The following is a 26,145-nucleotide window of genomic DNA, read 5'->3' as shown; positions in this document are numbered from 1 at the left end:
CTTCAAGGTCCGCTTCGAGCCCGAAGTTACAAATGCTGCGGCAATGACCAATGTCCGCATTCAGTTGTTTTGAGAATAGCAGGTCAGTTAGCTGTGACTGATGACGTGTCCGACCAAGTTGCCGTCGAGAGTGTAACTTCGCCCGGCATTCCAGCCACTCTGCACAACGGCATCCCGGACTCGATCGATGCTGATGAATTTGTCGCGAGACTTCTGGTTGCAGGTAACAATCATCACTTCCTGCTCTTGATCAGAATTCTTATTGAGCCAATTCCGAAGCTCCTGCTCGGTGGAAACCTTTACTCTTTTCAGCTTCGGCATGGTCACGGCGTGTCACTTCTCTGGGTTCGCCGTTAGCGTAACACAAAGCGGTCATTGGCTCAAACTTTGCCGAAGGCAGCTTCGTCCGCATATCGGGCGTCTCATGCGGCACACGTTCGCCCTAGCGGCCCTAGAGTGAGAGGGGTGCCGGGTTTTCCGTGACGGGTTTGGAGGTCGGGAGAGAGGCTCCCGGCCGGCCTGTCGCGGAGATATCCCGATGACCAAGCAACAGAAGATCACCCTCAGCGCCTCGCGCGACATCCCCTTCAACAAGCTCATTCTCAGCCAGTCGAACGTGCGCCACGTCAAGGCGGGCGTGTCGATCGAGGAACTGGCTGAGGACATCGCACGGCGGACGCTGCTTAGTTCCATCACCGTGCGGTCTGTGCTGGACGAGAACGGCACCGAGACCGGCATGTACACGATCCCCGCCGGCGGGCGGCGCTTCCGGGCGCTGGAATTGCTCGTCAAGCAGAAGCGCATGAACATGACCGCGCTGGTCCCCTGCATCATGCGCACCGATGGCCTCGCCGAGGAGGACAGCCTGGCCGAGAACGTCCAGCGCGCCCCGCTGCATCCGCTCGATCAGTTCCGCGCCTTCCAGGCGATGCGCGAGAAGGGCCGCACCGAGGAGGAGATCGCCGCGGCCTTCTTCGTCTCGGCTCGCGTGGTCAAGCAGCGGCTGAAGCTCGCCGCCGTGGCGCCCTCGCTGCTCGACGCCTATGCCGAGGAAGAGATGACGCTCGACCAGCTCATGGCCTTAACGGTCAATCCCGATCACGCGCGGCAGGAGCAGGTCTAGGAGGCGCTGCAGCGGCACTATTCGCGGCAGCCTTACGAGATCCGCCGCATGCTGACAGAGGGTGCGGTGCGGGCCTCGGACAAGCGGGCGCAGTTCGCCGGGCTCGACGATTACATCGAGGCCGGGGGCGAGATCCTGCGCGACCTGTTCCAGCAGGACGACGGCGGCTGGCTGCAGGATGCTGCACTGCTCGACGCAATGGTGCGCGAGAAGCTTGCCGAGGAGGCCGAGGGGGTGCGCGCCGAAGGCTGGAAATGGGTCGAGGTCGATACCGAATTCCCCTATGGCCACACCTTCGGGATGCGCCGGGTCCATGGCGAGGCGGTGCCGATGAGCGACGAGGAGGCTACCAGCTACCAGGCGCTTAAGGCCGAATACGACGCAATTGAGGCCGAGCATGCAGAAGCCGACGAGCTGCCTGACGACGTCGATACCCGGTTGGGCGAGATCGAGGAGGCGATGGAAGCGTTTGAGGCACGTCCGGTCTGGTACGAGGCCGACGACCTTGCCTTGGCCGGGGCTTTCGTCAGCATCGACAGTTCAGGGCGGCTGCGGGTCGAGCGGGGCTATGTGCGAGCAGAGGATGAACCGGTCGAGGAGGTGGAGGACACCGGCGAGATCGCACCAGAAACGGCGCCGGTCGAGGATGCTGATGACACCGTCGCGTCCACTACGGACGAGGAGGAAGAGGACGACGGCCTCAAGCCGCTCTCCGACCGCCTCGTCATGGAACTGACGGCCCATCGCACGGTGGCGCTCCGCAATGCGCTGGCCCAGGACCCGCAGGTCGCCTTCCTCGCAGCCCTGCACGCGATGGTCCTGCGGCTCTTCTATCGCTACGCCGTCGACAGCTGCGTCGAGATCGAACCGCGCAACGCCGCCTTCGGATCGCAGGTGCCGGGCCTCAGCGACACGGGCTATGCGCAGGCTATCGACCAGCGCCATGAAACCTGGGCACGGAACCTGCCGAAAGCGCCAGAAGACCTCTGGGAGGCCCTGACCGAGTTCGACAGCTGCAGCCGCGAGGCGCTCTTCGCCCATTGCGTGGCGATCAGCGTGAATGCCGTCCACGACCCCTACCAGCGCCGACCGCGCGCCATCGCGCATGCGGATGTGTTGGCTGGGACCGTCGGGCTCGACATGGCAAAGGCGGGCTGGACGGCCACGGGTGACAGCTACCTCGGTCGCGTGACCAAGGCGCGCATCCTCGAGGCCGTGCGCGAAGCGAAAGGTGAGGACGCTGCCGACCGGATCGGCGGGCTGAAGAAGACCGAGATGGTGACGGCGGCCGAGGAGCAGCTTGTGGGCACCGGCTGGCTGCCCGAACCGTTGCGTACGCCGCCGCTGCCGGAAAAGGACACACCGGCAATCGAGCTGGTCGACGAGGCAGGCCGCGTCGACGATGACGCTTCGGACGACGATCCCGACAGCAGCGAAGCGCAATCGGCGGAAGACGGCGGCGAACCGGCTATCGGAGACTCCGACCCGATGGAGGAAGATGATCCCGTCGCCGGTGACGCCTTCGCCAAGACAGCCGCCGAGTGACACATCCGGTGGGTCGGGCCTAAACCGTCCCCCAGGCCGCCCGACCCACCGGACACCTTGGGCCCATCGGAAACGGTGAGCCCTTTTTCCATCTGCACTGACGAGAGGACCCACCGATGGATAGCCCTGCAAGAGTTATCGCCTGCAGTTTGGCTGCAAATGCGGAGGCCGTCTGTCGTCACTACCTGTCGAACGGCCGCAGGCATGGGCAATACTGGATGGTCGACAATGTCGAGAACGCGCCCGGGCACAGCCTCTACGTTCGGCTGACGGGTCCGACATACGGTGCCGGTGCAGCCGGAAAGTGGTCGGATGCCGCCACGGGCGAGCATGGCGACCTTCTCGATCTGATCGGCGCGGCCATGCAGATCACCACGCTGAAGGATACGATGGAAGAAGCGCGACGGTTTCTGGGGCTCCCAAGACCCCCAACTCAGACAACAGAAAATGCTCCCGCTAAGCGCGGATCGGCAAAGGCCGCGCGGCGGCTCTGGAGTATGGGGCAACCGGTCGAGGGCACTTTGGCCGAACGATATCTTGAGAAGCGTGGGCTGGTGGGTATGGCGCAAACCCGTGCACTGCGGTTCCATCCGAGCTGCTTCTACTGGCGCAAGGGCCATCCGCCTCTGGAGCCCCCGGAGACATGGCCCGCCCTATTGGCGAAAGTCACCGATCTGGAGGGTCGCCTGACCGGTCTGCACCGGACTTGGCTCGATCCGGCTACGGCCCTAAAAGCCCCTGTCGTCCCTCCTCGGAAGGCCATGGGGAACCTCCTCGGCAATGGGGTCCGCATGGGTGATGCCGCCAGCATCATGGCCGCGGGCGAAGGGCTGGAGACGTTACTCTCGTTGCGTCTGGCTTTGCCTGACCTGCCTGTCGTTGCCGTCCTCTCGGCAAACCACCTCTCAGCACTCAACCTACCGAAGACCCTGCGCCGCCTCTATATTGCTGTCGACAATGACCCGGCAGGACGTAGTGCGGCGACGTCTCTTATAGACCGTTTCACAGATCAACACATCGAGGTCATCCAGCTCACCCCGCGTCTTGGCGATTTCAACGACGATCTGCGCGCCTTCGGCCTCGACGATCTGCGCGCCCGTCTGCGCCCACAACTTGCGCCAGAAGATGCAGGCACCTTCCTCGATTCCGTCCCCGATTGACCAGGTCCGACGCCTCGGCCAGTGCCGTTCCTGGCCGGAGAGCCGCGCCTGCAGGCCTTCCGTAAGCGGGCGAAACGGAGCAGAGGCCGGGCTGGCACGCAACGGCAAGCCGTCCTCCGCTGCGCTCCGGTTCCACCCCATCGCACAGGCGCGACGGGGACCCCTGAGAATGCAAGCCCGCCCGGCCCCTGCTTTTCCGTTGCCCGGGAAGGCCGCGACAGGCGCGGACCTCGATATCCGGAGACACTTCCATGGCCGACACCGATCCTCAGACCCGATCCTCAACCGCAATAGTTCTCGACGAGTTGCAACTCTACGGCTGGCGCCCCTTCAACGACGAACCCGATCCGCGCCCACTGCCGGAGCTCGGCGCGCTTCGCACCGCTGTCACAGACATCTTCGATGCCCTCGTCGCCACGCTGTCCGCCACGCGGCTGGAGCCAGACCTCGACGATCTCCTTTGGTCCGTCACCAACCTGTTCCATCGCAAGGCAGCCCGGGTCGAGCGGGATCTGGACGCCAATGAGCAAGTGCAGAAGCGGTCACAGCGCGAACAGGACGGGTCTGAAGTCCGCTCGGTCGAACTGGAGGCTCTGACTGCCGAAGGTCTTACCCTTCTGGAGCAACGCAACGCCTATGAGGCCCTGCGCGATCTTGCCGCCGACCTATTCGAGACCCATCTCGGCCAGAACTGGCATCCGCGCACGGGCAGCCATATCTCCCACCGGGCCCTAACCGCGTCGCTGATCGACAGCCGCGATCACATCGCCGCAAAACGCCGGGCCGATCTGGAGCCGCTGCTGCCCATGGGCACAAAAATCGCCTTCGCCGGCGGGCTCGACTGCAATGACCACCCCGCGATCTGGGCGGCGCTCGATCGGGTCTATGCCAAGCACGCCGACATGGTGCTTCTGCACGGCGGTGCTCCGCGTGGTGCGGAACGGATCGCCAGCGCCTGGGCCGACAACCGCAGTGTGACTCAGATCGTTTTCAGGCCCGACTGGACCCGGCATGGCAAATCCGCGCCGTTCAAGCTCAATGATCGCTTAATCGAACTCCTGCCCATTGGCCTTGTCGTCTTTCCCGGCTCGGGCATCACCGACAACCTCGCAGACAAGGCCCGTGCGATGGGCATCCCCCTCTTCGACTTTCGCCCGAAAGCCACCCTGCCGACATGACCGGATTTCCGCCGATGCCCGTTCTTGGACCTCCCGGGGTGGGCACCAATCTGTTATGTTCCCTGCGTGCCGATGGTGGTGGTGGCGGCGCAATCCTGCTTCGAAAAGGAGAGCCTTATGCTTGCTTCCACCTTTCTTTCCCTGTTCGGTCTTGGTGTTCTCGGTTGGATTGCTTTTAATCTCGCAGTCTACGCCCTTCCTTTCGCAATTGGCCTGACATCCGGCTTTTGCGTCTACGAGACCGGCAATGGCGTGTTCCTGTCCATTCTCGTAGGGGTTCTGTTCGGCGGCATCGCCGTTGTAATCGGCGAGCTCGCCTTCGAGCGCGTCCGGGGCCCAATCCTTCGCATGGTGATTGGCGTCATTTACGCGGTTCCAGCCGGGATCGCCGGGTTTCACGCTGCAAAGGGCCTTTCAAGCTTTGGCGGTACCGGCGATCTCACGGTCACGCTGCCTTCATGGCGGAACGCGTGCTTGGCCTTGTCATCTCGTCAGGCGTGAAGGTTCTTGTCCTCGCTGTTATCGTTGGTATCGGCTCAACCATCTTTGCGGACTTCACCTCCGGCTTTGCTGGGGAGCCTACCATCGAAGACGCCATGTCGGTCGTTCTGGGTGCCTTGGCGCTCTTGGCGTTAGGCATCTTCGGCCCGGGCATCGCCAACGGGATCGTCTCGGGCGGACCGCAACTTGGCGCTGGCACCGCCGTCGGGACCGCGGTGGCCGCGGGCGGTCTGGCCCTCGGTGGTGCCGCCGCCGGACACATGGCTCTTGGAGCGGCAGGGGCTGGCGTTCGTGGCGCGAGCGCGACGGCCGGAGGAGCGAGCACAGCCTACCAGCTCGGGTTTGCATCGCGATCCACGATGGCCGGAAAGGCTGCGGGAGGCGTTGCCGCAATCGGCAAAGCCGGAGTGGCGGCCGCCACGAGCCCCCTGCAACGCTCGATTGCGGAGAGTGCCCAGTCCGGCGCGCGCGCCGCCTACGCCGCCACCGGTGGCAGTTATGCCAGACATACCAACGTAGCCACCGCGAACGCTGGCCCGCCCGCATGGGCGCGTCGCATGAAGCAACAGCAATCCATCCATCACGGCGTGAGTACCGCTGCCCACGTGATCCGTTCTGGCGATCATGGCGGTGGCGGATCAGCCGTCAGCCTATCGGAGAGATCCTGACCATGTTCCGCCGTCCAACAGTCCGATACTCCACCACCCCCGAGCCCGTCACGCCCTATCAGAGGGCAGCGCAAGCCTGGGACGACCGCATCGGCTCCGCCCGCGTTCAAGCCCGCAACTGGCGCCTCATGGCCCATGGTTGTCTCACGCTGGTCGCCGGGCTGAGCGTCACGCTCATTTGGCAATCGACGCAACGTTCGATCGTTCCGTATGTGGTCGAGGTCGACAATCTCGGCGCGGCACAGGCAGTTGCGCCCGCTCTCGCAGATTATGAACCCACCGATCCGCAGATCGCCTGGCATCTGGCGCGATTCATCGAGAATGTCCGGCAAGTGCCCGCGGACCCCATCGTGCTGCGCCAAAGCTCGCTGCGGGCTTATGAGTTCACCACGGATCGCGGTGCTACAGCACTCAACGACTACGCACGGGTGAACGACCCCTTCGCAGCCGTCGGCGAGACCCAGATCGCCATCGAGATCTCCAGTGTCATCCGCGCCTCCGAAACCAGTTTCCGCGTCGCCTGGATGGAGCGGCGCTACGAGAACGGCCAGCTGGCAGCCACCGAACGCTGGACCGCCATCCTCACCATCGTCATCCAACCGCCCCGCGATGCCGAGCGCCTGCGTGAGAACCCGCTCGGTGTCTATGTCCATGCCATCAACTGGTCGAGGGAGAGTGTCCAATGACCCATCTCAGAACCCTGTCTTGTCTTCTTCTCGCAACAACTGTCCTGACAGCTTGCGCCAACGAGCCTCCGCCGCAGATCGCCTATGACGACATAGTCCCTACTCTTGCACCTCCTCCGTCACCGCCCCTGGCGGAAGACCCTCTGCGCCCGGTCCACACCCCACCTTCATGGACGCCATCCCGTGGCGGAGACCCTAATGCAGCCACGCCTGAGGCCCGGATCGCAGCCGCCAACGCTGCGGCTCGGATCGAGCCGCGCCCAGAGGGCTACTACAACTCCTTGCAGGTCTTCCCTTGGAGCGAAGGTGCGCTCTATCAGGTCTATGCCGCCCCTGGTCAGATCACGACGATCACCCTGGAGGCGGGCGAACAGCTGATCGGTCCCGGCCCCATTGCAGCAGGCGACACGGCTCGCTGGATCATAGGCGACACCGTGAGCGGCGCAGGCAGGATTGCCCGCGTCCACGTTCTCGTCAAACCGATACGTCCGGACATCACCACAAATCTCGTCATCAGCACCGATCGGCGCAATTACCTGATCGAGCTGCGCGCCAGCGAAGAGATTTGGATGCCTGCCGTCGCATGGGCCTATCCGTCCGAACCGACACGACCGCGTCTGCCAGCTCTGCTGCGTCCAACCATCCCGTCGGAAGCAGACAGGAACTATCGCTATGGCCTGCAGGGCGACAGCCCACCTTGGCGTCCGGTCTCGGTTTTCGACGATGGCCGCCGCGTCTACGTCGTCTTCCCGATAGGCATCGCCCAAGGCGAGATGCCCCCTTTGTTCGTGATCGGACCGGACGGCGAGGGCCAGATCGTCAACACCCGCGTCACGGGAAATGTCCTGATCGTCGATCGGCTGTTCGGGGCCGCGGAACTCAGGCTTGGCGAAGCCCGGCAAGAAATGGTGCGGATCGTGCGGATGGACGGCGTCGAGCACCGTCGCGCAGACCCTGACGATGCGGAGGAGCAAACGAGATGACAGCTCCAACCAGCGATCCCAAAGGTCCGCGCAAGGAACGGGACATCGCCCGGGACCTCCGCCTCCGCCCCGACCCGCCGCGCGTCATGCGCCTCTCCCGAAAAGCGATTGCGGCGCTCGTGGCGACCGTTGGTCTCGGTCTTGGCGCCATCCTCATCGTCGCTTTGCAAGGCCGTCAGGCCAGCGACACACCTTCCGAGTTGTATTCGACCGAACGCATTCAGGCTGCAGAAGGTCTCTCACGATTGCCGACCAACTATGGTGATGTTCCCCGTCTTGGGCCTCCATTGCCCGGCGAGCTTGGTCGCCCCATCCTCAGCGCGCAGGAACGGGGTGATCCGGTTCCCATTCCAACCCACACAGGGCTTTCAGCGCCCGGGATTGATCCGGCAGAACAGCTTCGACTGCAAGAGATCGAGGCCGCTAGACTCAGCGCCCTTTTTGCAGAGACGCAAACCGGGCCCCGAGGCAGCGGTGCAGATCCTAGTTCTGCCCCCATGGGTTCGAATATGTTCCCCATGCCGCACGGCTCTTCTGCGCCTCAAGGCACTGCAGCAGGCCAGGACACCGTCCTAACACGCGGAACAGCTACAGATCCCGTTAGCTCAGAACGGCTGGTGTCTCCACCAAGTCCCTATATCCTTCAGGCTGGCACAGTAATTCCCGCCGCGCTCCTCACAGCGCTCCGCTCGGACCTGCCGGGCCAAATCGCCGCGCAAGTCACTTCCAACGTCTATGACAGCCCCTCGGGACGCTACCTTCTGATCCCCCAGGGCGCGCGGCTCCTTGGCGAATACGACAGCACCATAGTTGTGGGGCAGAACCGCCTCCTTCTGGTTTGGACCCGTCTCATCCTTCCCGATGGCCGGTCCATCAACCTCAATCGCGAACCCGGCACCGACGGAGCAGGTACTGCCGGCCTGCAGGATTGGGTCAACTACCATTGGGGCCGGGTCTTCCTCGCCGCAGGCCTCGCCACAATCCTCAACGTCGGCCTGGAGGGCGTAGCGACAAGTGAAGACAACGTCGCCACCGCCATCCGCGAGGCCGCACAAGGAACAATTAGACGCACCGGCGAAGAGATCGTTCGGCAACAAATCTCCGTCCCGCCAACCCTCACAATCAGCCCCGGTTTCCCGGTGCGCGTCATGATCACCCGAGATCTGATCCTCGACCCCCTAGGAGAAGTGCGATGACGAAACTGAAGCTGAGTGCCATCCCCGACGACAAACCCGTCAAGCTCTCCGTGGAATTACCCGCCGACGTTCATCGGGATCTGAGCGTTTACGCACGCGTCCTCGCCAATCAGACCGACCAAGAGCTTGAACCCGCGCGACTGATTGCACCCATGATCGCGCGTTTCATGACCACAGATCGCGGGTTTGCGAAGGCACGCAAGGCTGTGGATGCAGCAACTCGTCAAAAGATGCCCGGAAAGACGAACGAGTCGGCATCAGACGCCTAAGCATCGAAGCCTGCGCGCGCCAATCATACGGACATTCCAACGATTGCACACAGATTGTATCGACCCGCCGCCCAACTCTCTTATCTTTAGTTAGCTTCGATCCATTACTCCATCGGTGAAGATAAGATTGTAGGCTTTCAACGCATTATTGCGAACATTGATGGCGTTGATCTCATTTGGTGAACAGTTAGTTGGCACCTACATATCGGCTGCGGCTGATGAAGTTTATGTTGAGTTGGCAACGAGTTTTCGCTGCATCCTGAGGTTCGTCGTATTTTTATTGCGCCCTCCGCATACCTAAATATTTAGCTTCTGGTCGGCTGGACGGCAAAGTTGCGACCATCATCGGTGGCGATCCCGGGATCGGCCCTGCGGTCACCGTTTTTTTTGTGCGGGAAGGCGCGCGAGTTGGAATTGTCTACAATGGTGAAGCCAGTGACGCCGACGAAACCAAACGTTTGGTCGAGCTGTAAGGATCAGAAGCCAAGCTCGTCTCAGGCGATGTCGGCGACAAGTCACTCTGTCAGGAGGCCGCCGAAAGCATTGTCCCCGAGTTCGGCCAACTCGACTGTCTTATCGGTAACGCTACCGAGCAGCACGCGCGCGACAAGGTTGAGGATATACCTGAAGAACAGCTCGTGCAGACGTTCCGGACGAACATTTTCGGGTAGTTTTTCTGCGTACGGGCAGCCCTGGCGCACGTGACCGAAGGTTCTACGATCATCAGCGCCACGTTGGTCATGGCCGATCGTAGTCAGGACCTGTTGCTGGACTATGCATCGACAACAGGTGCCATCCTCGGGTTTGCGCGCGCGGCGTTGTCGAAGCTTGCGCCGAAGAAGTTTCGCGTCAACGGCCTGACACCCGGTCCGATCTGGGCACTGGTGATCCCGGCGTCGTTTTCGAAGAACAAAATTGACGCGTTCGGGACCGATAGCCCCCTCGGTCGACCCGGCCAACCGTGCGAGGTTGCACCGTCTTTCATGTTTTTGGCATGTGAGGCTTCCAGCTACATGACCGGCCAGGTTCTACATCGCAACGGTGGCGATCTGATCGGGGGATGAGCGAGTTCGGCAGACTACTCCTCAGCGTTGTTGATTTGTCGTTTTAGGATGAGCCACCGGTAGATGCCTACGATATTGATGACAGTCAGGACGACGTTTTGTATCGCTAAGGGGGTTTCCCCCGCCTGCAATGCGAACCAGACCCAGGCGATCGAGGATGCGGTAAAGACAATGAAGCCGTATCCAGTCAGCTTCCGACCGAGGTTGAGGGAGACAATGACTGCAGCTGCTATTCCGGTAAGGGTCGCGAACCACTGAACCATATCCTGCATAGTTTCTCATCTCCTTGGATGCATAGCAGGCGGCGCTTAGGTCATGCTGTCAGCAGACCAGAAAAGCCTGACGTCGATTCACTTCACTCGATTTCTAGCTGGGGTGTTCGGGCATGCTTCAAGCTACCTTGAAGCGGCATGCGCGGATCTTTGCAATCCGGTCCGAATGATCAGGCTTTATTGCATCTCTTCAGGGTCACTCTCATGAGGGTCGCGTTGCTCACGTGGTTTTACCCACCCGGCGGCTCCGGTCTAGGGCGCGCAGCGCATATGATCGCGCATGGCTTGCGCGAGACCGGATGTTCGGTGAGCGTCATTACCGCATCCAAACCCCTTGGGTTTCGGGAAAACGAAACAGACATCGAAATCATTGGCTGCGCTCCACCGGAGAAAGGGGTCGGGAGCTTTGTGCGTCGGCGGGCCTGCGGCGGGCATCTCGTAGCACCGTGGCAATTTCAGAAAGTAGTGCGCGATCTACACCAGGAGACACCCTTCGATATCATCGAAGCAACGAACTGGTACGCACCGGCCGCACTCCTGACGAGCCACGAGACGCCAATTGTCATTCGCAACAGCACGCCGGCGATCGACACATGGTCCTCTACCATAGGCGTGCGCAATATGATCGATCTCCGATTTGCTCACTCCTTAGAGGCGTGGACCGCAAGGCGCGCCAGCGCTCTCATCTCGAACACGGTGACGCATCACCGCATGATCGAACAAACCTATGGCATTCCCTCCGCAAAGCCGCACGCTGTCGTCGAATTGGCCCTCGATCCAACGCTGCTGGCGCGCAGCCGAGACGTCGGCTTTGATCCCGTAGCTGCGCCCAAATTCCTGTTCATCGGCCGCGACGAACGGCGCAAGGGGTTTCAGGAGATGGTCGAAGCCTTTATCCGGATTGTCAGCGCACGGAAACGCGCCGATCGCCCCGCTGCGAGCCTTACAATCGTTGGCGTCGATGAGGACGCGGTCGGTGCGCTACTGGCCCGCCATCCCGAGAGCCATCATGCCCGTCGCCATATCCGTTGCTTCCCAGCTGTGGCCGACGAAACGCTGCACGATCTCTTTGAGGAAGCGAGCATTGTACTCGCACCCTCGCGCTATGAGTCTTACGGTCTGGTCTATCGCGAAGCGGCGGCTTTCGGCCGCCCGCTGGTCGCATGCGCAGAGGACCCCGCCGCTGTGCAATTCGTCGAGCGCACCAAGTGTGGTGTCCTGGCGAAAGACTGTTCTGCGCGGTCCATTCAGAAGGTGGTTGAGACACTATTGGCAGACCATGCGTTGCAGAGGCGGTTGAGCGCAAATGGTCGTGAGCATGCTCGAACCCTCACTCGCCGGCGGCTTGGCGAAGAAACGCTCAAGGTCTACCGCTCAATCCTTGCCGGTCGCCAGCGCAGTCTGGAACCGACCGCGCAGCCGAAGACGGCGCGCTAAGGCTGATGCCAGTTAAGCCGACCCTCTGATTGCTGGTCGAGAACCCAGGCCTTCTCACTTTCCCAGCTATGTCCGCCCCACCCGGCAAAGGTAAATCCATAAAGATCGACAATCGTCCCATGCGTACAGCTTTCGAGATAGGCAAACGCCGCGAGGTAGCCGGTGCTCGGGTTGACCTGCGCGTCACCGGCTCCCAAGGCGCGCAAGGCATCTGTTGCTGCTGAGATAGTATCGGGGGCGAGCGTGCGAACGGTTTTGCCAAGCGGCCGAAGCGCGGCGCGCATATCCCATTCGAAGTTCAGGCCATCGACAGATTGGCCATCGCCATCGTCCGCTACGCCAAGCGATCGCTGCCGGTTAGGGGCAGCCAAAGGCAGCGTGATCTGAAGTGTCTTTGTGAGATAATCGCGCGACCAGAACGCGTCCGAACGCAGCCATTCCAGGGGCTGCCCCCCGCAATTGATGAGATAGAGATCGTCGATCCGCGCGCCCGTTACATGGCCATAGCCGAACGCATTGTTGAACCGCACCACGTGATCCGCGCCATCGATCAACGAAGACCGATCATCTTCTATCGGCGCGTTTCCAACGATGGCGATGCGCTTAGGCATATCTTGTTACTCCAACAGTCGACCTTGCCTCCTCGTTGCCAAGGCAAGACCTCAACCAGCCGCAAGATATGCCCAGTCAATAAGGGGTAGATATGACACAAGTACACCTAGCCTTCTGACGGGATCGTCGTGACGAATAAGCAAGGAGATGGATTTGGCATCAATCTAGATTGAGGGCGCGTCTGTGCATCCTGCGATACTCGGCGGCAGTTGCAGGAGAATGATTTGACACATGTCCAAGTCGCCGTGCCGGTTCGTGACGAGGAGGCTGGCTTGCCAGGTTTGCTGCAGTCGCTGGCTTGCCAGACCGGATGCGATGCGATCGAGCTGACCGTGCATCTTCTTTTCGATGGGTGCCGGGACGGCGGACTAGCCTTCGCCCGCCATGTGTTCGAGACCGGTTGTCTTGCGGGCAAAGCATCGCTGGTCTCTCGGGCCGCGTCACCGAATGCCGGTCGTGCGCGGCGCTTGGCGGTTGAACATGCCTTGGAGGGCAGCGAGCAAGGGGTTGACGCGATCCTGCTGACAACGGATGCGGACACGGTTCCCGAGGGCAACTGGGTTCGAAGCGCAGTCGCAGCTCTGCGTGAGGTCGATGTCGTTGCCGGTTATACGACCCGGGATCGCGCGTCGGTACTCCCGGCGCGCGACGCGCTGGAGACCTATCTCGAAGACCTGCACAGCCTGCGGCGTCAAATCGACGTCATTCCCTACGATCCCGCACCCTCTCATCCATGGGTTGGTGGTGCCAATCTGGGGTTTCGCGTTGAGGCCTACCGACAGCTTGACGGTTTTACGGCAATCGCCAGCGGAGAAGACAAGGATATCGTGGATCGCGCGCGCCACCGGGGTTTGCGCGTGCGCCATGACCGAGCGATGCGGGTGGTGACTTCGTCGCGCATGAACGGTCGTGCGAAGGGGGGTCTGGCCGATGCCTTACGTTTCATGGCGGACGAGGTAGAGGAGCCTCGGGTCGAACATCCTGCCGACGCCGCGCAGCAATATGCCCGCCATGCGTTTGCGCGGAAGGTCTATGCGCGGCGAAAGGGTCGATGCGATTGGACCTGGGCAGCACAAGCTCTCGGGGCAACACAGGAACTGCGACTGCTGGCGAAGGAGGCACCCAACGCCGATGCTTTTGCCATGAAGGCGGTTCCCGCTTACGAGACGACGCGTGATGTGGCCCTTTCGGAGGCCGCGGCCATACTCACAACTCTGAACGCCAATCAGTTCCGTGTGTGAAAGATGCAATACAGCGGTCCGAGCCGCCAACTTCCCAAACCGGTCGGAGTGCCCGGACAATGCCCAATTCATTCGTCATTGCATCGCTCAGCTCGACGCGGGCCGATCCCGGCAAGACCCCGGTACTCTTGAAGAGATGGCCGATCTTCTTCACCGCCTGTTCCGTGCCGGTCGGCACGACATCGCGCTTGGACGTCTCTTCGAAGGTCATGTGGATGCGTGGCAAATTCTGTATCGGTATGGCGGCCGTGATCAGTTCGAAGCGCTGGAACGCGGAGATGGCTCCCATGCCATCCTGGGTGTGTGGAATGCCGAGGGCCCGGGCTACACGCTTGAACAGTCCGAAAAGGGCCTAACGGGCGGCAAGAGCTACGCTTCCGGTGCCGGTATTCTGACGCATGCGCTTGTCACGAGCGCCGCTGGAACGCCGCAGACACAGCTCCACTTGATCGATCTCGAACAGAACCCGGGCCGTGTTGATGAGTCTTGGTGGCGTGTTTCGGGAATGCGACACTCCGAAACCCATCGCGTTCAGTGGGCGGGTGCGTCAAGCGAGTCGATCGGTGAGCCTGGAGACTACGAACGCGAGCCATGGTTCAGCGCCGGCGCGCTGCGCTTCGCGACCGTGCAGATCGGTGGATTGACGGGGCTGTTGGACGCGGTTTGCGATCATCTGACCCGGCTGAAACGTGCGGACGATATTGTTCAGCAGCGGAGGCTTGCGGCTCTCCATGGCGAAGCGAGCGCGGCGGCAGCGTTGGTTCTTTCCACCGGTCGGACATGGGTTTCGAAAGGGGACGACTTCGATACGACAATTGTCGCGAACCTACGCAACGTAGTTTATGCGGCCTGCGAGCGAGGGATTGCCCTGGCGCAGCAGGCCTGCGGGACGGCGGCTTATTTCGAGGAATTTCCGGTTTGCCGGTTCGCCCAAGATCTTGGCATGTATATTCGTCAGCCCGGGCCTGACGCGCAACTGGCAGAGGTCGGCGCGGCGGTCGCGAGCGGCTCGCTGGATGTTTGGCCTTGCGCGCCCTGAACCTCGACGGGGTGCACCATGCGGTCGTGGTGGCTCCGCACTCCGATGACGAGACGATCGGCGCGTTCTTTACGATCTCCACGCTGCGCCGACGTGGGGTGCGGGTCGATGTTATCGTCGTGACCGATGGATCGGCCTCGCATCGCAACAGCCGCGCCTACCCCAAACAAAAGCTCGTTGTCCTTCGGCAAGCGGAGACGCTCTCGGCGATGCAATTGGCAGGCGTGCCACCCGCACATGTTACCTTTCTCGGTCTACCGGATGGTGGGCTTCGTGACCTAACGATGGAGGAAGAGTACAACGCACTGGGCTGCTTCCGTGCGCGCCCGCAGCCCGATCTTTTGATCGTCCCTTCGGAACATGACGATCATCCTGACCACCGCACCGTCGCCGGTCTGTGTGACCGCTCTTGGCCCACCGCCATTCGACGGTTGCGCTACGTCGTCTGGCCGTCGCAAAGATCTTCAGTGAACACTTTTGGAGGCGAAACTGGACTCTATGGGTCCGCAGCAGCGAAACGCGCAGCGCTTCGTCGTTATCGGAGCCAGACGGGGTTGATACAAGACGATCCGGACGGGTTTTGCCTGACCCCGGAGATGATCGCGCGGATGTGCCAGCCCTGTGAGCGGTTCACATGTTGATGAGGGACCACGCCACGCTCGATCATTTCGACCGGATGTTTACGGACGCGGCAGACCCTTGGGGCACCCGCATCTCTCGCAACGAAGCTCATAAGCGAAGGATTGTCCTTCGGATGCTGGGGACCCAGATACACGGTCGTGTCCTCGAATTGGGCTGTGGCAACGGAAGCAACAGCCGGGACCTGGCCAAACGCGCGCTGTCGGTCGATGCCTGCGATGGATCGGAAGCCGCGCTTCGCCGCGCCGCGGAAATCGTGAGCAGCCTTTCGCGGGTTCAATTGCATCACCTGCCCCTGCCCGGCCGGTTTCCCGGATCGACCTACGATGCCATCGTCATCGCGGAACTGCTTTACTATCTCAACGATCGCACATTGGTTTCAGTGGTGCGCGAGATCGAGCGAAGCCTTCGGCCCGGCGGTTCCCTTGTCCTGTGCCATCATCATCGCCAGTTCGCGGATGCAGCTCAAAAGCAGCCCGGATTGCATGCCCGGTTCATGGGTCGTTCCCGCATTGGCTGGCAATCCGGCAAGCAGCACCGTACGTCGCGTTGGGAGGTCCAAGCCTATTGGCGGCCAAGAAACCGGATTGGAGATACGAGATGACCATTTTGCCCGAAAGCTGGAGTGATCTGTGGCAGGCGATGGTCGGAGGTATTCTCGCCTATGGCGCGATCTTGATCGCGGTACGTCTGGTCGGCCTGCGGAGCTTCGCAAAAATGGTCCCGCATGATTTTGCAGTCACGGTGGCGATCGGCTCGGTTCTGGCCAGCGCGGCGATGGCCAACTCCACGCCACTCCTTATTCCTCTCGCCGCCATCGCGGTGCTCTTTGGCCTGCAATGGGTGATGTCGCTCCTCATCGCACGATCGGATCGCTTCGAACGGCTGGTGATCAACGATCCTGTGCTGCTGATGGACGGGTCCAATATCCTGCCTGAGAACCTGAAACGGACCAAGGTGAGCGAAAGCGATCTGCACGTCAAGCTGCGCGAGACCAATGTGACGCAGTTCGATCAGGTGCTCGCGGTGGTCTTCGAGACCACCGGAGATATTTCAGTCCTGCACGACGATCGCAGCGATACGCTGGATGAACGTCTACTTGCGGGCGTTCAGCGCAGCGAAAACGAGAGGGGCCACTAAGGTGCGAAGGCTGACAACAATGCGACATCGTCCTGATGCCGCGCCGCCTCCTGACCCAGTTGGTCGTAGTGCTTGGACCGTGCCCGGACCCGATCGCGCGCCATCCGATGGTCGATCATGCCGTGTTGTGAGACAATGGTACGATCCCCTTGCCCGCAAACACTGGGCCGCTCGTGAACGCGGCCTTCGAAAAGCACGTCACGCCGGATGAGACGATATTGGATATCCGGAAAAAGATCGCTGAGGCGATTATCGACATAGTTTCGCCGCGGGAAGCCGACGGCAAGATAGCCTGAGCAAGCAGCAGCGCTCGCGAGATGCGGCAGGACCGCGCAGAAGTCGGCTGAGACGTCTTCGTCCGTGTCGAGATGGAACACCCATGAACCCTTTGCAGCCGACGTTCCTGCATTGCGCTGAGCTGCAAAATTGCCATCGAGAGGCCGTCCGAAAAGTCGGACGTTACTATCCGAACGGTCGCATTTCGTACTGCTGTCCAGAACGATAACGATATCGGTGAACGTACGTTCGTAGCGATCAAGGAGGCCCGGCAGCGCAGGATCGCCTGCCCGGGCCAGGACGACCAGGCTGACCGAGGTGTGGCCGAAGCTCTCGAACGGTTTGAATTCAGGAACATCACGTGGGTCATCGGCAAGCCGGTGTTGTGAAGGCCATCTGCCTGCGAGCCACCGATTAATCGTCGTCCCCGCGATCCGGAGAGTACGGACTGTCGCACGCCAGTGGCCATGTCCGACAAGTTGTCGTCCTGCGGGGGGCGACTGGAGCGTCGACCGTAGCAGATCTGAGCCGTCCGCGTGACGCAGCGACCTGTCGATAGGAAGCCGCATGTCGCAGTATCTGCAACGTCTCCAGCCGAGAAAATCTTCCGTCCAGGACCGGGCGCCGCAACAGAAGCACCGGGAGTCCACTGACGAAATTGGCAAATGCGCCGCGATCACGCCTGCAGTCTTTCCGGCTTCTGAAGCAGCGTCTCATAGGCGCGCAAGTATCCGTCCACCATATGGGCGCTTGTGAACCGGCGCTCAAAGGCCAGCCGCACGTCTCTGCGATCGAGCGCTTTCGCAAGCGCCACGGCGCGAACCGCCTGCTCAACACTATCGACAATGAAGCCGCTGACGCCGTCATCGATGACTTCTTCGATACTGCCATTGCGCCAAGCGACCACGGGTGTTCCGCAAGCCATGGCTTCGATCATCACCAACCCAAACGGTTCCGGCCAGTCAACGGGGAAGACAAACACGGATGCTTTGCCCAGAAAGGCCTGTTTCTGATCCTGTGTGATTGGACCCAGATAGGTCGCGGACTCGTTTAGAAGCGGTTCGACCTCGGTCACGAAATAATCCGGATTGCCGACATCCACGGTGCCGCCGAGCCGGACTGGCAGTCCCGCGCGCCGTGCGATTTCGATGGCGAGATCAGGGCGTTTCTGGTCGGTCATTCGTCCGAGAAACGCCGCATATCCCCCTGCCCCATCGTCGAGATGGAGCTGATCGGCAGGAATGCCATGATGCACAACGTCGAGACAGTTCGACGCTGGCAATGTGGCGGCTTGTGCCTTGGAAATCGCCACCACCTTCTGATCGCGAAAATGGTCGAAATAGATTTGCCGGTCGAGTTGATCCGCACGCCAGTGAATCGTCATGATCGTCTTGTGCCGCCGGGGCCTCAGCACGGCGGCATGGTAGAGCTCGGTGTGACAATGGATGATGTCGAAGTCGTCCGCCCGCGCCGCGACTTGGTCGAGCATCACGCATTCCATGGCCGAAGGCAGCGAGGGTGGAGCATCTTTAATTGCGGCGACAGGCGGTCCTTGCGAGACAAGATCGGCATCTGTTTGAGACCCGTCGGCGGCGAAGAGGGTGACTTCGTGACCACGGGCAACGAGCCCGTTCGTCAGATCGCAAACAACCCGTTCGGTGCCACCGTGATCGCATGGCGGCACCGGGAAGATCAGGGGAGCGACCTGCGCGATCCGCAACCTTACGCCGCCGCTTCGTTGATGCCCGAGCTTGCCAGTTCGGTCATACGGCGATCGCCGTCATAGCAGGCGTCGAGACAGTCTTCGAGGGTGCCCTTGTCTTCGTGAAAATCGAGACGGCCGGCAAAGGCGGCGACACATCCATAGCCCGCGATCGCGTAGTGCGCTATGCGCTGATATTGCGTGATGATCATCGCATCGCGTGCATCGTCATCGCCGAACTCTTCTTCAAGAGCGTGGGCCTTCGCCTCTTCGACGAGACCTTCCATGCCCTTGCAATGCTCGCCGTCGGGGTCTGCATCGTGGTCACGCACGATCCCAGCTACCTTGTCCATACCGTCGCGAATACCTTTCACGCCGGTTCTCAGCGCCTCCTTCAATTCTTCGTTGGTCGCCGCCTTGGCGAGTTCGATCGTGACATCCGCGGATTGCTTGTTGGCGCTGTAGATATCCTGCAGCTGGTCGATATAGACGTCCTTGAGGCTCTCCATGCTCATGAGATTGCGTTTCGTGTCGAGGGGGTATCGTTGTCTTCAGCGAGCAGCTCAAGCTCCTCAATATGCGCTTCGAGGTTCCTGTGCTGCTCGGTTGCAAAAGAGAAGGCGGGGCTTGAGGCATCCATCGGCCGGATGGCCTGGTCATAGGCATCGAGCAGTTGCCGCTCGCCGCGAATGACCTCGGCCACCACGGCGTCGTCGTCGTCAGAGATCATGTCCTTCAATCCAAGGTACTGACGGTGTGCGGATGCGAGTATCGTGCCGTCATCGTCGAGGTCGATATCGGCCGAGGTCAGATACTCGCGCAGCTCGGAAGCATGGCGCGCTCGTCTCTCTTCTAGCTCTTCGAACAAAGACTGAAGGCGTGGGCTGTCGACAACCTCCGCGGCCTTTTCGTAACCGTCCCGGCTATCGATCACAGTCGTATAGAGTTCTTCCAATGCGTCGTTTTCGGAATTCACGTTCTGTGCCTTTCTTTAGATAGGATCAATTCGGGCGGGGTTGCGCCTTGCCGTTGCCGACGATTTCGCGAAGCTGGTCGCAGATCGCGCTCAGGGACTCGCCGCTCTTTTTCATCGCGTCGATCGCATCGGCCCGGCCCAACTGATCAGCGAATTCGGAGAGAAGATGGAAGCGCTGCGCTTCGTAAATCCCGATCTCGCTGCTCGAAAAAATTATGGCCACATCGACAAGCGATGGCTCCTGGAGCCCTTCGATCAGATCGAAAAAGTCATCCACCATCGCTGGGACCGCTGTCGGTTCGCGCTGTCCGACCGCGGGTGGCAATTGCCGCAGTGCGGCTTCGCTGCGATCGGCGTTGTCGCGCACGATATCGAGATAGAGGTTCAGAAGTTTGCGCAAATCCTCATTCTCGGTGGCAGTCACCATCGAAGGAATGTGCTGCGCCAAAAAGCAGGCACTGGAGTAGACGTCCCCGAGGCGCCGGGAAAAAAGATCCTGCGCGGTTTGCACGAACATAGGCACCCTCCTGAACGGTCGGCTGCGGGCAGACGACAAGGTTGCGGAGCAGTAGGCACTGCGCGGGCCGTATGTGCGTCAATCTATCTTGATAGAACCGTGTTTAGTGGCGCGGATTGAACATGGATCATTTGGGGAACCAGGAGGTGTCGAGTTTCGCGTAGCGGTCAGAGAAATCGACCATGGATTTGAGTCTGTCCTCCTGCTCGAGCGTCAGCGTGTCTCCGTCACGGCTGATGAGACCTTCGTCTTCCATCTCGCGGATCGTCTTGCTGACATAGGTATGCGTCAAGCCGAGCGCGTCGCCCATCTCATGCTGGTTCATCGGCATGCGGATCGTATCGGTCATTTGCTTGTTGGTAATCCGAAGCCGGGAGATCAGATCGAGGAAGAAATAAGAGAGACGCTCCCGCGCGCTCATCCGTCCCATGGCGCGCAGCGTGTCGATGACACAGGCGTGATCGCGATTAGCGATCGAGAACATCAGCGCGGTGAGCTTTGGCGATTCCTTGAAGATTGCGTCAAGCTTGCGTTTTGGAAACGGGCAGAGGCAACCGTCTTCCGAAGCGCGAATACTACATGTGGCTTCAGTGAAGGCGATGTCAGGGAAGCCGATGATGTCACCAGGATGCAGGACGCGCACGATCTGACGCCGCCCGTCGGGCATGTCCGTATAGGAATAGAACCATCCCTCTTTCACCACATAGAGGTATTTGAGCTCGTCCCCCTCGCTATAGACTTCCTGATGACGATGGTAGCTGCGCTCTTGCTCTTCGAGCGACGCAAGATGGTCTTCGGCAGTCTCGTCGATATCGATGTAGTACGAGAGCTTCTCGACAAGGCAACTTTGGGAATCGTCCGACATTCTGGTCCTTTCTCACAAGACCAGATTCAGTCGTGGTCTCCATATGCATTCGAATTCCGGTCTAGGACAGAGGTTCGTAGACCGCACAATGTTCCAGTATCAGCCGGTCGAAGCGACCAAACCATATTGTCGCAGTTTAACATCAATATAGCGCAATGTCAGATCGTCTGTTCACGATTAGTCCTGCGACATGTTCATCATGCATGTCGCATTGCAGGGATGCCTTCGGGCGCGGAACGTTCCCTATGGGGTAACGCCGGATACGGGTGGGCATATCAAGTATTTGCTCGAACTGGTGGATGCGGCAGAACGTCAGTCCCCTTCTTTGAAGCAGCAGATTATCGTCCGGCGGTTCGACAGCGACAAACTCGGCACCCACTACGCAGAGCGTCAGGAACAGATTTCAGATCGCTCATCGATCATTCGCATCGACGGAGCGAGCGACGAATATATTGCGAAGGAGGACCTGCGGTTCGAACTTCCTGTTCTCGCCGACCATCTCGAAGCGCATATTCGCGCTTTACCTGTTGGGCCGGACGTTTTGCATGGCCACTATGCCGATGGTGGTGAGCTGGCCGTCAAGATGAAGCGCCGTCTCGGCATACCGGTTATTTTCACCGCGCATTCCCTTGGCCATGTCAAAGCCAGAACCCTTGGCAGACGTAGCCTGACCGGCACGCTTCGAGACCGCATCGACATGGAAAAACGCGTGATCGCTGCGGCTGATCGGATCATTGCAAGTTCGATGGACGAGGCGGAACTGCAGTACGGCTTTTATCCTGCGGCCCGGCCAGAGCGTGTTCGCGTCAATCCACCGGGTTGCGATCTGGAAAGGTTCAAAAACTGTCGCGAGGAGAGCCGGGTTAGCAGCGAAGTGCGCAACCAGTTCCTGATCGATCCCGACAAACCGCCTATCCTTGCGCTGGCCCGCCCAGTGGCAAAGAAGAACCTCGCAGGGTTGGTGCGCGCCTTTGGCGAAAATCGCAGGCTGCAGGAGGCGGCAAACCTGATCATCTATGCCGGAACCCGCGAGAAAATTGTCGAGGAGGATACGGAACCACGCGAGGTTCTGACCGAACTGCTCACACTTATCGACGACTATAATCTTTGGGGAAAGGTCGCCTTTCCCAAAACGCATCGGGAGGAGGATGTGGCAGGGATCTACCGCGACGCTGCGGAGCGGCGTGGCGTCTTCGCCAATCCGGCCTTTAACGAGCCTTTTGGGCTGACATTCCTCGAAGCGGCCGCGTCGGGTCTGCCCGTCGTCGCGACCAACAATGGCGGGCCAAATGACATTCTGCAGCGGTGCCAGAACGGCATCCTTGTTGATCCCACTGATATCGGTGCCCTTGGTGACGCTATTCTCAGCCTGCTTCGCGATGATAAGGCCTGGAAGGACGCAGCTCACAACGGGCTGTCGGCCTGCGACTTCTATTCCTGGGATCGTCACGCCAAGGTGTATCTTGCAGAGGTGGCATGGCTTGCCGGCCCGGATCGCACCGACCGGGCCTCTCGGTCACAGCACAAGTTCGACACAATGTTGGTCTGCGATATCGACAACACGTTAACGGGCGACAAATTGGCTCTGCGGCGTTTGGAGAGTTGGCTGCGGTCTCGTCCCGGCACCGCTTTTGGGATCGCCACAGGCCGATCGCTGCACAGTGCAATCGATATCATTAGACAGTGGGATATTCCGGCCCCGCATTTTCTGATCACATCGGTCGGCTCTGAAATTTACTGGATCCACGATTCCGCTTTCCGTGAGATGGAGCGCGAAGACGGTTGGCCACCTTTGGGGCGCGGCACCTGGAGTCCTGACGGTATTGAAAGCGCCCTAACAGGCTTTGATTGGCTGGAGCCACAACCGAAACAGGAGCAGCGCGGTTTCAAGCGCAGCTACTACCTTTATGAGATCGACCGATGCCGCGACGTTCGATCAGCACTCGAGGAGGCCGGCCTCGAATTCGAACTGATATATTCGCATGGCCGGTTCTTGGACTTGTTGCCGTGCGGTGTGTCGAAAGGCCACGCGATCCACCATGTCGCGAACCGGCTTAGCATCTCACCTTCCGACATCTGGGCGGCGGGCGATTCCGGCAATGACATCCATATGCTGGAAATGGTCGGCAAACCGATCATCGTCGGTAACCATTCCTCCGAACTCGCCCATCTCAGATCACGCCAGGCAAGCTACTTTGCAAAAGACCACTTTGCTGCGGGTGTCCTGGAAGGCTTGGCCCATGACTGGGCCCAGACCGCGCCATGACGACGAGTATTTGCACCATTGCGCGAGGGAGAGAGTCGCATCTGCGCCATCTTATCAACGGCATGACCCGGCAAACGATAGCACCAACGGAACTGGTCATCGCTCATATGCAGCCCGACCCGTTCGCCGAGCTTCCAAACACGAATTTTCCCGTCCGCCAAGTGCAGGTGGGTGGGTCTCGCCCGCGACTGGCAGCGGCGCGCAATGCTGCCGCGAGTACCGCAATGGGCAAGGCTCTGATATTTCTCGACGTGGACTGTATCCCGCTGCCCGGTTTGGTCGAAGCCTATCTGGACGCCATGGCGGTCGACCGCTGTCTCATGGGAGAGACACGGTATCTGGCCGAAGACCATCGACCCGGCACCATGACGTCTGAAGCTCTCTGGGGGGTGAGCGAACAACATCCGGCGCGACGGTTTGAAGACGTCCTGGGGCGCGGTATCCGACGAATACCATTGGCGACGGAATTCTGGAGCCTTTCCTTCGCCCTCACCACCGAAACGTTCTGGGGCCTTGGCGGGTTTGACGAGATTTTTGAAGGGTACGGGGGTGAGGATACTGACTTTGCAGTGCGTCTCGATCAATCGGATATCGGCCTCCATTGGGTACCGAACGCCCGCGCCGTCCATCAATGGCATGCGGTCGAAAAACCCCCGCTCACCCATCTCGAGGACATCGTGCGAAACGCCAATCTGTTTCGACAGAAGCATGGGTCCTGGTGCATGGACTATTGGCTGAATCAGCTTGTTGAAGGTGGTTTCATCGACTGGGGCGATGATTTGATCGAGATCGTCCGCTACCCGTCAGCCAACGAGCGAAAGGCCGCCCGATGCGACGGTTCGGTTCGCTTCAGTTGAGCGGTCGTCCCAAAGATGCCCATCGAGCGCGATCAGATGATTGGCAATTTTCTTGGCGGCCTGCGCGTCGAAGAGCGGTACAAGTCGTTTCGTGCCAACCTCAAGCGCTCCCGTGATTGCCCTCTGCCATTGTGCATTGCTTGCTGGCCAGGTGGTTAGGACATGCGCGGCACCCAGACGCGCAAGTTCGCGCGCTTTCGCCACCTGTTCATCGTAGTAGCGCCATTCGGGGATGCACAGGAACGGCCGTCCCACCCGCGCGATCTCGTGACAGGTGTTGTCGCCCGCCGAGGCGACAACGACATCCGCGGCAGCAAGATAGTCGAGGACATTCTCGACCCAGCCGCATTGACGCAGATTGGTGAACTCGGTCTCATGCCCTTCAAGCTGGACCGGACCGACGGTCAGCCAAAGCGCGTCCGGCAACGCCCGTGCGGCCATGGTCAGCGAGGCATAATTTGCACCACTGCCGCCCCCTCCCGAAAGCGCCAAAATGATCTTCCGATCCGGCGAAAGACCGAGCCGATCACGTGCTTCTTTCTTTTCCGGCACTGCATCGAGACTGGTGCAGAGTCCGCCGGAATAGAACGTTTTGGCTCTTGCCCACTCGGGGTAGTCGGGCTGTTCGAGATCAGCATGGAAGGGCGCGATCATACCGACGCAGGCCTGATAGGCCGCGATATGGCTCGCATCGGACCGGTCGCCATGCATGCGGATTTTGACGGACGGCACCGAACATAACCGGGCTAGCAATGCCCACTCGACCGAAACATCGTTGATCATCAACGCGGGATTGTCACGCTTGAAGACGCCTACGATCTCTTCTGCATTGGCCTTTAACGCCGATGAGCCAAGAGGCACGCATTGAGTGACATCGGGCGTTTGCTGATTGTGCAGCGCGGCCGTTGCACTCGGATCGCCGATAGCGTTGGGCAGTTCAACGAAGGAGATGCGCTCGTCGAAATCTCCAAAGATCACTCGATCCGCACTGAGGATCGTGATCGGACGGTCATCGAGATGGCGAATGATCTCTTCGCAGCGTCGCGCATGGCCGCGTCCCTGATGATGCACGAAGAAGGCGAACGGACGCGACATGAGTACTTCTCCAAGAGTAGCCAGGCAGACGTCCAGACTATGATTTTGGTGTGTCAGAGCATCAATCCAGATTGAAGCATTAGTCCTGCGCGCTGCTTACCGTTCAATTGGAAACGGGCGGCCCCGAAGCAACTGCGTTGGGAAACCGGCCGTATAGGACCCGATTAATACGGGCGCCAAAAATTAGGAGATACTCGATGAAAAAAGACGTTTCGCTGTCACTGCCGTGAGCCTCGCGATTAGCATCGGTGCTCTTGCCGATGCTCATTCCGGGATGATGGCCACCTACGATCTGACCAGTGTGAGGACCTCTACCTTCCGAGTTGATCGGTTTGCGCGATTGTCTGGTCGAACAGGAGTTCGCCCCCTTACCGCCGAAACGGTCGTACCGAATGGTTCCGAAGCGAAGGCGTACGAAAATCGGGAGGTCAACGAGCTGATCTCGGATCGGGACGCTCAAATGAAGGGTGATATCTTAGATGTCGGAGGGCTCCTGAGGATTGGCATCAAGGATGCCGCCGTCGATATGAAGAGCATCAAGTTCCTCAACGAAGACGATGGTCCGGACGACTTCTTCCTCGTCGAAGAAACGAACAAGGAAGACCAAGACGTCTGGCCGGAAGGCGATGGCTAAGGCGAAAGTGCCCCCCCGTGGACCGATTGGTCCACATTGTACTCTGTAAGGAGTGCTTAAGCGCTTCCCTATGTCCCTGGGGAAGCGCTTTTTCCTTTGAGACCGGTCCTGGACAGTATGGGGCTTACCTCAGCCATACGCCGACATGCACGAGCTATGAAACACCCGCCGCTTCATTGGCTCGTCTCCGATGCGGAAGGCGCG

Annotated in this window: 27 protein-coding genes and 3 pseudogenes; 21 read left to right on the top strand and 9 right to left on the bottom strand. The window is 60.3% G+C overall.

The annotated features are described in order from the left end of the window. Nucleotides 1-105: 105 nt before the first annotated feature. From KUW62_RS07015 to KUW62_RS06955, 12 genes and pseudogenes are all read left to right on the top strand, one after another. Complete coding sequence (locus tag KUW62_RS07015; RefSeq protein WP_224814785.1) at nt 106-357, top strand: hypothetical protein; 252 nt, start codon at nt 106-108, stop codon at nt 355-357. A 181-nt stretch (nt 358-538) separates the two neighbouring features. After that, nucleotides 539-2,668, top strand: a pseudogene (locus tag KUW62_RS07005) (ParB/RepB/Spo0J family partition protein). Between the two features lie 116 nt (nt 2,669-2,784). Beyond that, a complete protein-coding gene (locus KUW62_RS07000; protein ID WP_224814782.1) occupies nt 2,785-3,828 on the top strand; it encodes a toprim domain-containing protein in 1,044 nt (347 codons plus the stop codon). A gap of 251 nt (nt 3,829-4,079) precedes the next feature. Further along, a complete protein-coding gene (locus tag KUW62_RS06995; protein WP_224814781.1) occupies nt 4,080-5,006 on the top strand; it encodes a DUF2493 domain-containing protein in 927 nt (308 codons plus the stop codon). A gap of 117 nt (nt 5,007-5,123) precedes the next feature. Beyond that, on the top strand, nt 5,124-5,507 hold the full coding sequence (locus KUW62_RS06990) for a hypothetical protein (protein ID WP_224817160.1): 384 nt from the start codon (nt 5,124-5,126) through the stop codon (nt 5,505-5,507). Further along, nucleotides 5,465-6,175: a type IV secretion system protein gene (locus tag KUW62_RS06985; RefSeq protein ID WP_370632863.1), complete on the top strand. Its 711-nt coding sequence runs from the start codon at nt 5,465-5,467 to the stop codon at nt 6,173-6,175. Before KUW62_RS06990 ends, KUW62_RS06985 begins: the two co-directional genes overlap by 43 nt. Then, complete coding sequence (gene trbF, locus KUW62_RS06980) at nt 6,172-6,861, top strand: conjugal transfer protein TrbF (protein ID WP_224817058.1); 690 nt, start codon at nt 6,172-6,174, stop codon at nt 6,859-6,861. Before KUW62_RS06985 ends, trbF begins: the two co-directional genes overlap by 4 nt. After that, nucleotides 6,858-7,844 (top strand): P-type conjugative transfer protein TrbG, encoded by a 987-nt coding sequence (gene trbG, locus KUW62_RS06975; protein WP_224814780.1) that lies wholly within the window; start codon nt 6,858-6,860, stop codon nt 7,842-7,844. The genes trbF and trbG overlap by 4 nt, the downstream gene beginning before the upstream one ends. Further along, nucleotides 7,841-9,040, top strand: a complete 1,200-nt coding sequence (locus KUW62_RS06970) for a TrbI/VirB10 family protein (protein WP_224814779.1) — start codon at nt 7,841-7,843, stop codon at nt 9,038-9,040. Before trbG ends, KUW62_RS06970 begins: the two co-directional genes overlap by 4 nt. Continuing rightward, nucleotides 9,037-9,309 carry a DUF2274 domain-containing protein gene (locus tag KUW62_RS06965; RefSeq protein WP_224814778.1) on the top strand — a complete coding sequence of 91 codons (273 nt, stop codon included), beginning with the start codon at nt 9,037-9,039 and terminating at the stop codon, nt 9,307-9,309. Before KUW62_RS06970 ends, KUW62_RS06965 begins: the two co-directional genes overlap by 4 nt. Before the next feature lie 488 nt (nt 9,310-9,797). After that, a pseudogene (locus KUW62_RS19095) lies at nt 9,798-9,980 on the top strand (SDR family NAD(P)-dependent oxidoreductase); the annotation flags it as partial. A gap of 12 nt (nt 9,981-9,992) precedes the next feature. Continuing rightward, nucleotides 9,993-10,373: pseudogene (locus KUW62_RS06955) on the top strand (SDR family oxidoreductase); the annotation flags it as partial. A 14-nt stretch (nt 10,374-10,387) separates the two neighbouring features. Here KUW62_RS06955 and KUW62_RS06950 read toward each other — a convergent pair. Then, nucleotides 10,388-10,645, bottom strand: coding sequence for a hypothetical protein (locus tag KUW62_RS06950; protein ID WP_224814777.1), 258 nt, complete (start codon nt 10,643-10,645; stop codon nt 10,388-10,390). A gap of 138 nt (nt 10,646-10,783) precedes the next feature. Here KUW62_RS06950 and KUW62_RS06945 point away from each other — a divergent pair, with 138 nt between their 5' ends. Beyond that, entirely contained in the window at nt 10,784-12,082 is a 1,299-nt protein-coding gene (locus tag KUW62_RS06945) for a glycosyltransferase family 4 protein (protein ID WP_370632862.1), read from the top strand. On the opposite strand, the gene KUW62_RS06940 is transcribed toward KUW62_RS06945, so the two are convergent. Beyond that, nucleotides 12,079-12,693: a glycosyltransferase family 29 protein gene (locus tag KUW62_RS06940; RefSeq protein WP_224814775.1), complete on the bottom strand. Its 615-nt coding sequence runs from the start codon at nt 12,691-12,693 to the stop codon at nt 12,079-12,081. The genes KUW62_RS06945 and KUW62_RS06940 overlap by 4 nt on opposite strands. A gap of 246 nt (nt 12,694-12,939) precedes the next feature. Here KUW62_RS06940 and KUW62_RS06935 point away from each other — a divergent pair, with 246 nt between their 5' ends. The 5 genes from KUW62_RS06935 to KUW62_RS06915 all read left to right on the top strand — a co-directional run bounded on the left by KUW62_RS06935 (nt 12,940) and on the right by KUW62_RS06915 (nt 16,753). Continuing rightward, the gene (locus KUW62_RS06935; RefSeq protein ID WP_224814774.1) at nt 12,940-13,935 is read left to right on the top strand and encodes a glycosyltransferase family 2 protein; all 996 of its coding nucleotides are present in this window, start codon (nt 12,940-12,942) and stop codon (nt 13,933-13,935) included. A 136-nt stretch (nt 13,936-14,071) separates the two neighbouring features. After that, nucleotides 14,072-14,974: a hypothetical protein gene (locus KUW62_RS06930; RefSeq protein WP_224814773.1), complete on the top strand. Its 903-nt coding sequence runs from the start codon at nt 14,072-14,074 to the stop codon at nt 14,972-14,974. Next, the gene (locus KUW62_RS06925; RefSeq protein WP_224814772.1) at nt 14,962-15,615 is read left to right on the top strand and encodes a PIG-L deacetylase family protein; all 654 of its coding nucleotides are present in this window, start codon (nt 14,962-14,964) and stop codon (nt 15,613-15,615) included. The genes KUW62_RS06930 and KUW62_RS06925 overlap by 13 nt, the downstream gene beginning before the upstream one ends. Then, nucleotides 15,609-16,217, top strand: coding sequence for a class I SAM-dependent methyltransferase (locus KUW62_RS06920; protein WP_370632861.1), 609 nt, complete (start codon nt 15,609-15,611; stop codon nt 16,215-16,217). Before KUW62_RS06925 ends, KUW62_RS06920 begins: the two co-directional genes overlap by 7 nt. Continuing rightward, nucleotides 16,214-16,753 carry a DUF421 domain-containing protein gene (locus KUW62_RS06915; protein WP_224814771.1) on the top strand — a complete coding sequence of 180 codons (540 nt, stop codon included), beginning with the start codon at nt 16,214-16,216 and terminating at the stop codon, nt 16,751-16,753. Before KUW62_RS06920 ends, KUW62_RS06915 begins: the two co-directional genes overlap by 4 nt. On the opposite strand, the gene KUW62_RS06910 is transcribed toward KUW62_RS06915, so the two are convergent. From KUW62_RS06910 to KUW62_RS06885, 6 genes are all read right to left on the bottom strand, one after another. Further along, nucleotides 16,750-17,598: a hypothetical protein gene (locus tag KUW62_RS06910; protein WP_224814770.1), complete on the bottom strand. Its 849-nt coding sequence runs from the start codon at nt 17,596-17,598 to the stop codon at nt 16,750-16,752. The genes KUW62_RS06915 and KUW62_RS06910 overlap by 4 nt on opposite strands. Before the next feature lie 107 nt (nt 17,599-17,705). Continuing rightward, nucleotides 17,706-18,749 carry a glycosyltransferase family 4 protein gene (locus KUW62_RS06905; RefSeq protein WP_224814769.1) on the bottom strand — a complete coding sequence of 348 codons (1,044 nt, stop codon included), beginning with the start codon at nt 18,747-18,749 and terminating at the stop codon, nt 17,706-17,708. A 2-nt stretch (nt 18,750-18,751) separates the two neighbouring features. Continuing rightward, complete coding sequence (locus tag KUW62_RS06900; RefSeq protein ID WP_224814768.1) at nt 18,752-19,246, bottom strand: ferritin-like domain-containing protein; 495 nt, start codon at nt 19,244-19,246, stop codon at nt 18,752-18,754. Continuing rightward, the gene (locus tag KUW62_RS06895) at nt 19,243-19,707 is read right to left on the bottom strand and encodes a PA2169 family four-helix-bundle protein (protein ID WP_224814767.1); all 465 of its coding nucleotides are present in this window, start codon (nt 19,705-19,707) and stop codon (nt 19,243-19,245) included. The genes KUW62_RS06900 and KUW62_RS06895 overlap by 4 nt, the downstream gene beginning before the upstream one ends. A gap of 25 nt (nt 19,708-19,732) precedes the next feature. After that, nucleotides 19,733-20,224 carry a DUF892 family protein gene (locus KUW62_RS06890; protein WP_224814766.1) on the bottom strand — a complete coding sequence of 164 codons (492 nt, stop codon included), beginning with the start codon at nt 20,222-20,224 and terminating at the stop codon, nt 19,733-19,735. A 127-nt stretch (nt 20,225-20,351) separates the two neighbouring features. After that, a complete protein-coding gene (locus KUW62_RS06885; RefSeq protein WP_224814765.1) occupies nt 20,352-21,089 on the bottom strand; it encodes a Crp/Fnr family transcriptional regulator in 738 nt (245 codons plus the stop codon). Nucleotides 21,090-21,279: 190 nt separating this feature from the next. On the opposite strand from KUW62_RS06885, the gene KUW62_RS06880 reads away from it, so the two are divergent. Both KUW62_RS06880 and KUW62_RS06875 read left to right on the top strand, forming a co-directional pair. Then, a complete protein-coding gene (locus tag KUW62_RS06880; protein WP_224814764.1) occupies nt 21,280-23,355 on the top strand; it encodes an HAD-IIB family hydrolase in 2,076 nt (691 codons plus the stop codon). After that, a complete protein-coding gene (locus KUW62_RS06875) occupies nt 23,352-24,212 on the top strand; it encodes a glycosyltransferase family 2 protein (RefSeq protein WP_224814763.1) in 861 nt (286 codons plus the stop codon). Before KUW62_RS06880 ends, KUW62_RS06875 begins: the two co-directional genes overlap by 4 nt. On the opposite strand, the gene KUW62_RS06870 is transcribed toward KUW62_RS06875, so the two are convergent. Continuing rightward, nucleotides 24,159-25,307, bottom strand: a complete 1,149-nt coding sequence (locus tag KUW62_RS06870; RefSeq protein ID WP_224814762.1) for a glycosyltransferase — start codon at nt 25,305-25,307, stop codon at nt 24,159-24,161. The two genes, KUW62_RS06875 and KUW62_RS06870, sit on opposite strands and share 54 nt — an antisense overlap. 277 nt (nt 25,308-25,584) lie before the next feature. On the opposite strand from KUW62_RS06870, the gene KUW62_RS06865 reads away from it, so the two are divergent. After that, on the top strand, nt 25,585-25,941 hold the full coding sequence (locus KUW62_RS06865) for a hypothetical protein (RefSeq protein WP_224814761.1): 357 nt from the start codon (nt 25,585-25,587) through the stop codon (nt 25,939-25,941). Nucleotides 25,942-26,145: the final 204 nt, after the last annotated feature.

The sequence above is a fragment of the Hasllibacter sp. MH4015 genome (assembly GCF_020177575.1).
GTDB lineage: Bacteria > Pseudomonadota > Alphaproteobacteria > Rhodobacterales > Rhodobacteraceae > Gymnodinialimonas.
The sequence above is the reverse complement of the archived record's forward strand: the minus strand, read 5'-3'. Positions and strand labels throughout refer to the sequence as shown.

What these genes read in the sequence shown, in the direction of transcription:
- KUW62_RS07000 (WP_224814782.1), top strand. Translation starts at nt 2,785, where the DNA reads ATGGATAGCCCTGCAAGAGTTATCGCCTGCAGTTTGGCTGCAAATGCG.
- KUW62_RS06995 (WP_224814781.1), top strand. Translation starts at nt 4,080, where the DNA reads ATGGCCGACACCGATCCTCAGACCCGATCCTCAACCGCAATAGTTCTC.
- KUW62_RS06990 (WP_224817160.1), top strand. Translation starts at nt 5,124, where the DNA reads ATGCTTGCTTCCACCTTTCTTTCCCTGTTCGGTCTTGGTGTTCTCGGT.
- KUW62_RS06985 (WP_370632863.1), top strand. Translation starts at nt 5,465, where the DNA reads ATGGCGGAACGCGTGCTTGGCCTTGTCATCTCGTCAGGCGTGAAGGTT.
- trbG (WP_224814780.1), top strand. Translation starts at nt 6,858, where the DNA reads ATGACCCATCTCAGAACCCTGTCTTGTCTTCTTCTCGCAACAACTGTC.
- KUW62_RS06970 (WP_224814779.1), top strand. Translation starts at nt 7,841, where the DNA reads ATGACAGCTCCAACCAGCGATCCCAAAGGTCCGCGCAAGGAACGGGAC.
- KUW62_RS06965 (WP_224814778.1), top strand. Translation starts at nt 9,037, where the DNA reads ATGACGAAACTGAAGCTGAGTGCCATCCCCGACGACAAACCCGTCAAG.
- KUW62_RS06950 (WP_224814777.1), bottom strand. Translation starts at nt 10,645, where the DNA reads ATGCAGGATATGGTTCAGTGGTTCGCGACCCTTACCGGAATAGCAGCT.
- KUW62_RS06945 (WP_370632862.1), top strand. Translation starts at nt 10,784, where the DNA reads ATGCGCGGATCTTTGCAATCCGGTCCGAATGATCAGGCTTTATTGCAT.
- KUW62_RS06940 (WP_224814775.1), bottom strand. Translation starts at nt 12,693, where the DNA reads ATGCCTAAGCGCATCGCCATCGTTGGAAACGCGCCGATAGAAGATGAT.
- KUW62_RS06930 (WP_224814773.1), top strand. Translation starts at nt 14,072, where the DNA reads ATGGCCGATCTTCTTCACCGCCTGTTCCGTGCCGGTCGGCACGACATC.
- KUW62_RS06920 (WP_370632861.1), top strand. Translation starts at nt 15,609, where the DNA reads ATGTTGATGAGGGACCACGCCACGCTCGATCATTTCGACCGGATGTTT.
- KUW62_RS06915 (WP_224814771.1), top strand. Translation starts at nt 16,214, where the DNA reads ATGACCATTTTGCCCGAAAGCTGGAGTGATCTGTGGCAGGCGATGGTC.
- KUW62_RS06910 (WP_224814770.1), bottom strand. Translation starts at nt 17,598, where the DNA reads ATGCGGCTTCCTATCGACAGGTCGCTGCGTCACGCGGACGGCTCAGAT.
- KUW62_RS06900 (WP_224814768.1), bottom strand. Translation starts at nt 19,246, where the DNA reads ATGAGCATGGAGAGCCTCAAGGACGTCTATATCGACCAGCTGCAGGAT.
- KUW62_RS06890 (WP_224814766.1), bottom strand. Translation starts at nt 20,224, where the DNA reads ATGTTCGTGCAAACCGCGCAGGATCTTTTTTCCCGGCGCCTCGGGGAC.
- KUW62_RS06885 (WP_224814765.1), bottom strand. Translation starts at nt 21,089, where the DNA reads ATGTCGGACGATTCCCAAAGTTGCCTTGTCGAGAAGCTCTCGTACTAC.
- KUW62_RS06880 (WP_224814764.1), top strand. Translation starts at nt 21,280, where the DNA reads ATGTTCATCATGCATGTCGCATTGCAGGGATGCCTTCGGGCGCGGAAC.
- KUW62_RS06875 (WP_224814763.1), top strand. Translation starts at nt 23,352, where the DNA reads ATGACGACGAGTATTTGCACCATTGCGCGAGGGAGAGAGTCGCATCTG.
- KUW62_RS06870 (WP_224814762.1), bottom strand. Translation starts at nt 25,307, where the DNA reads ATGTCGCGTCCGTTCGCCTTCTTCGTGCATCATCAGGGACGCGGCCAT.
- KUW62_RS06865 (WP_224814761.1), top strand. Translation starts at nt 25,585, where the DNA reads ATGGCCACCTACGATCTGACCAGTGTGAGGACCTCTACCTTCCGAGTT.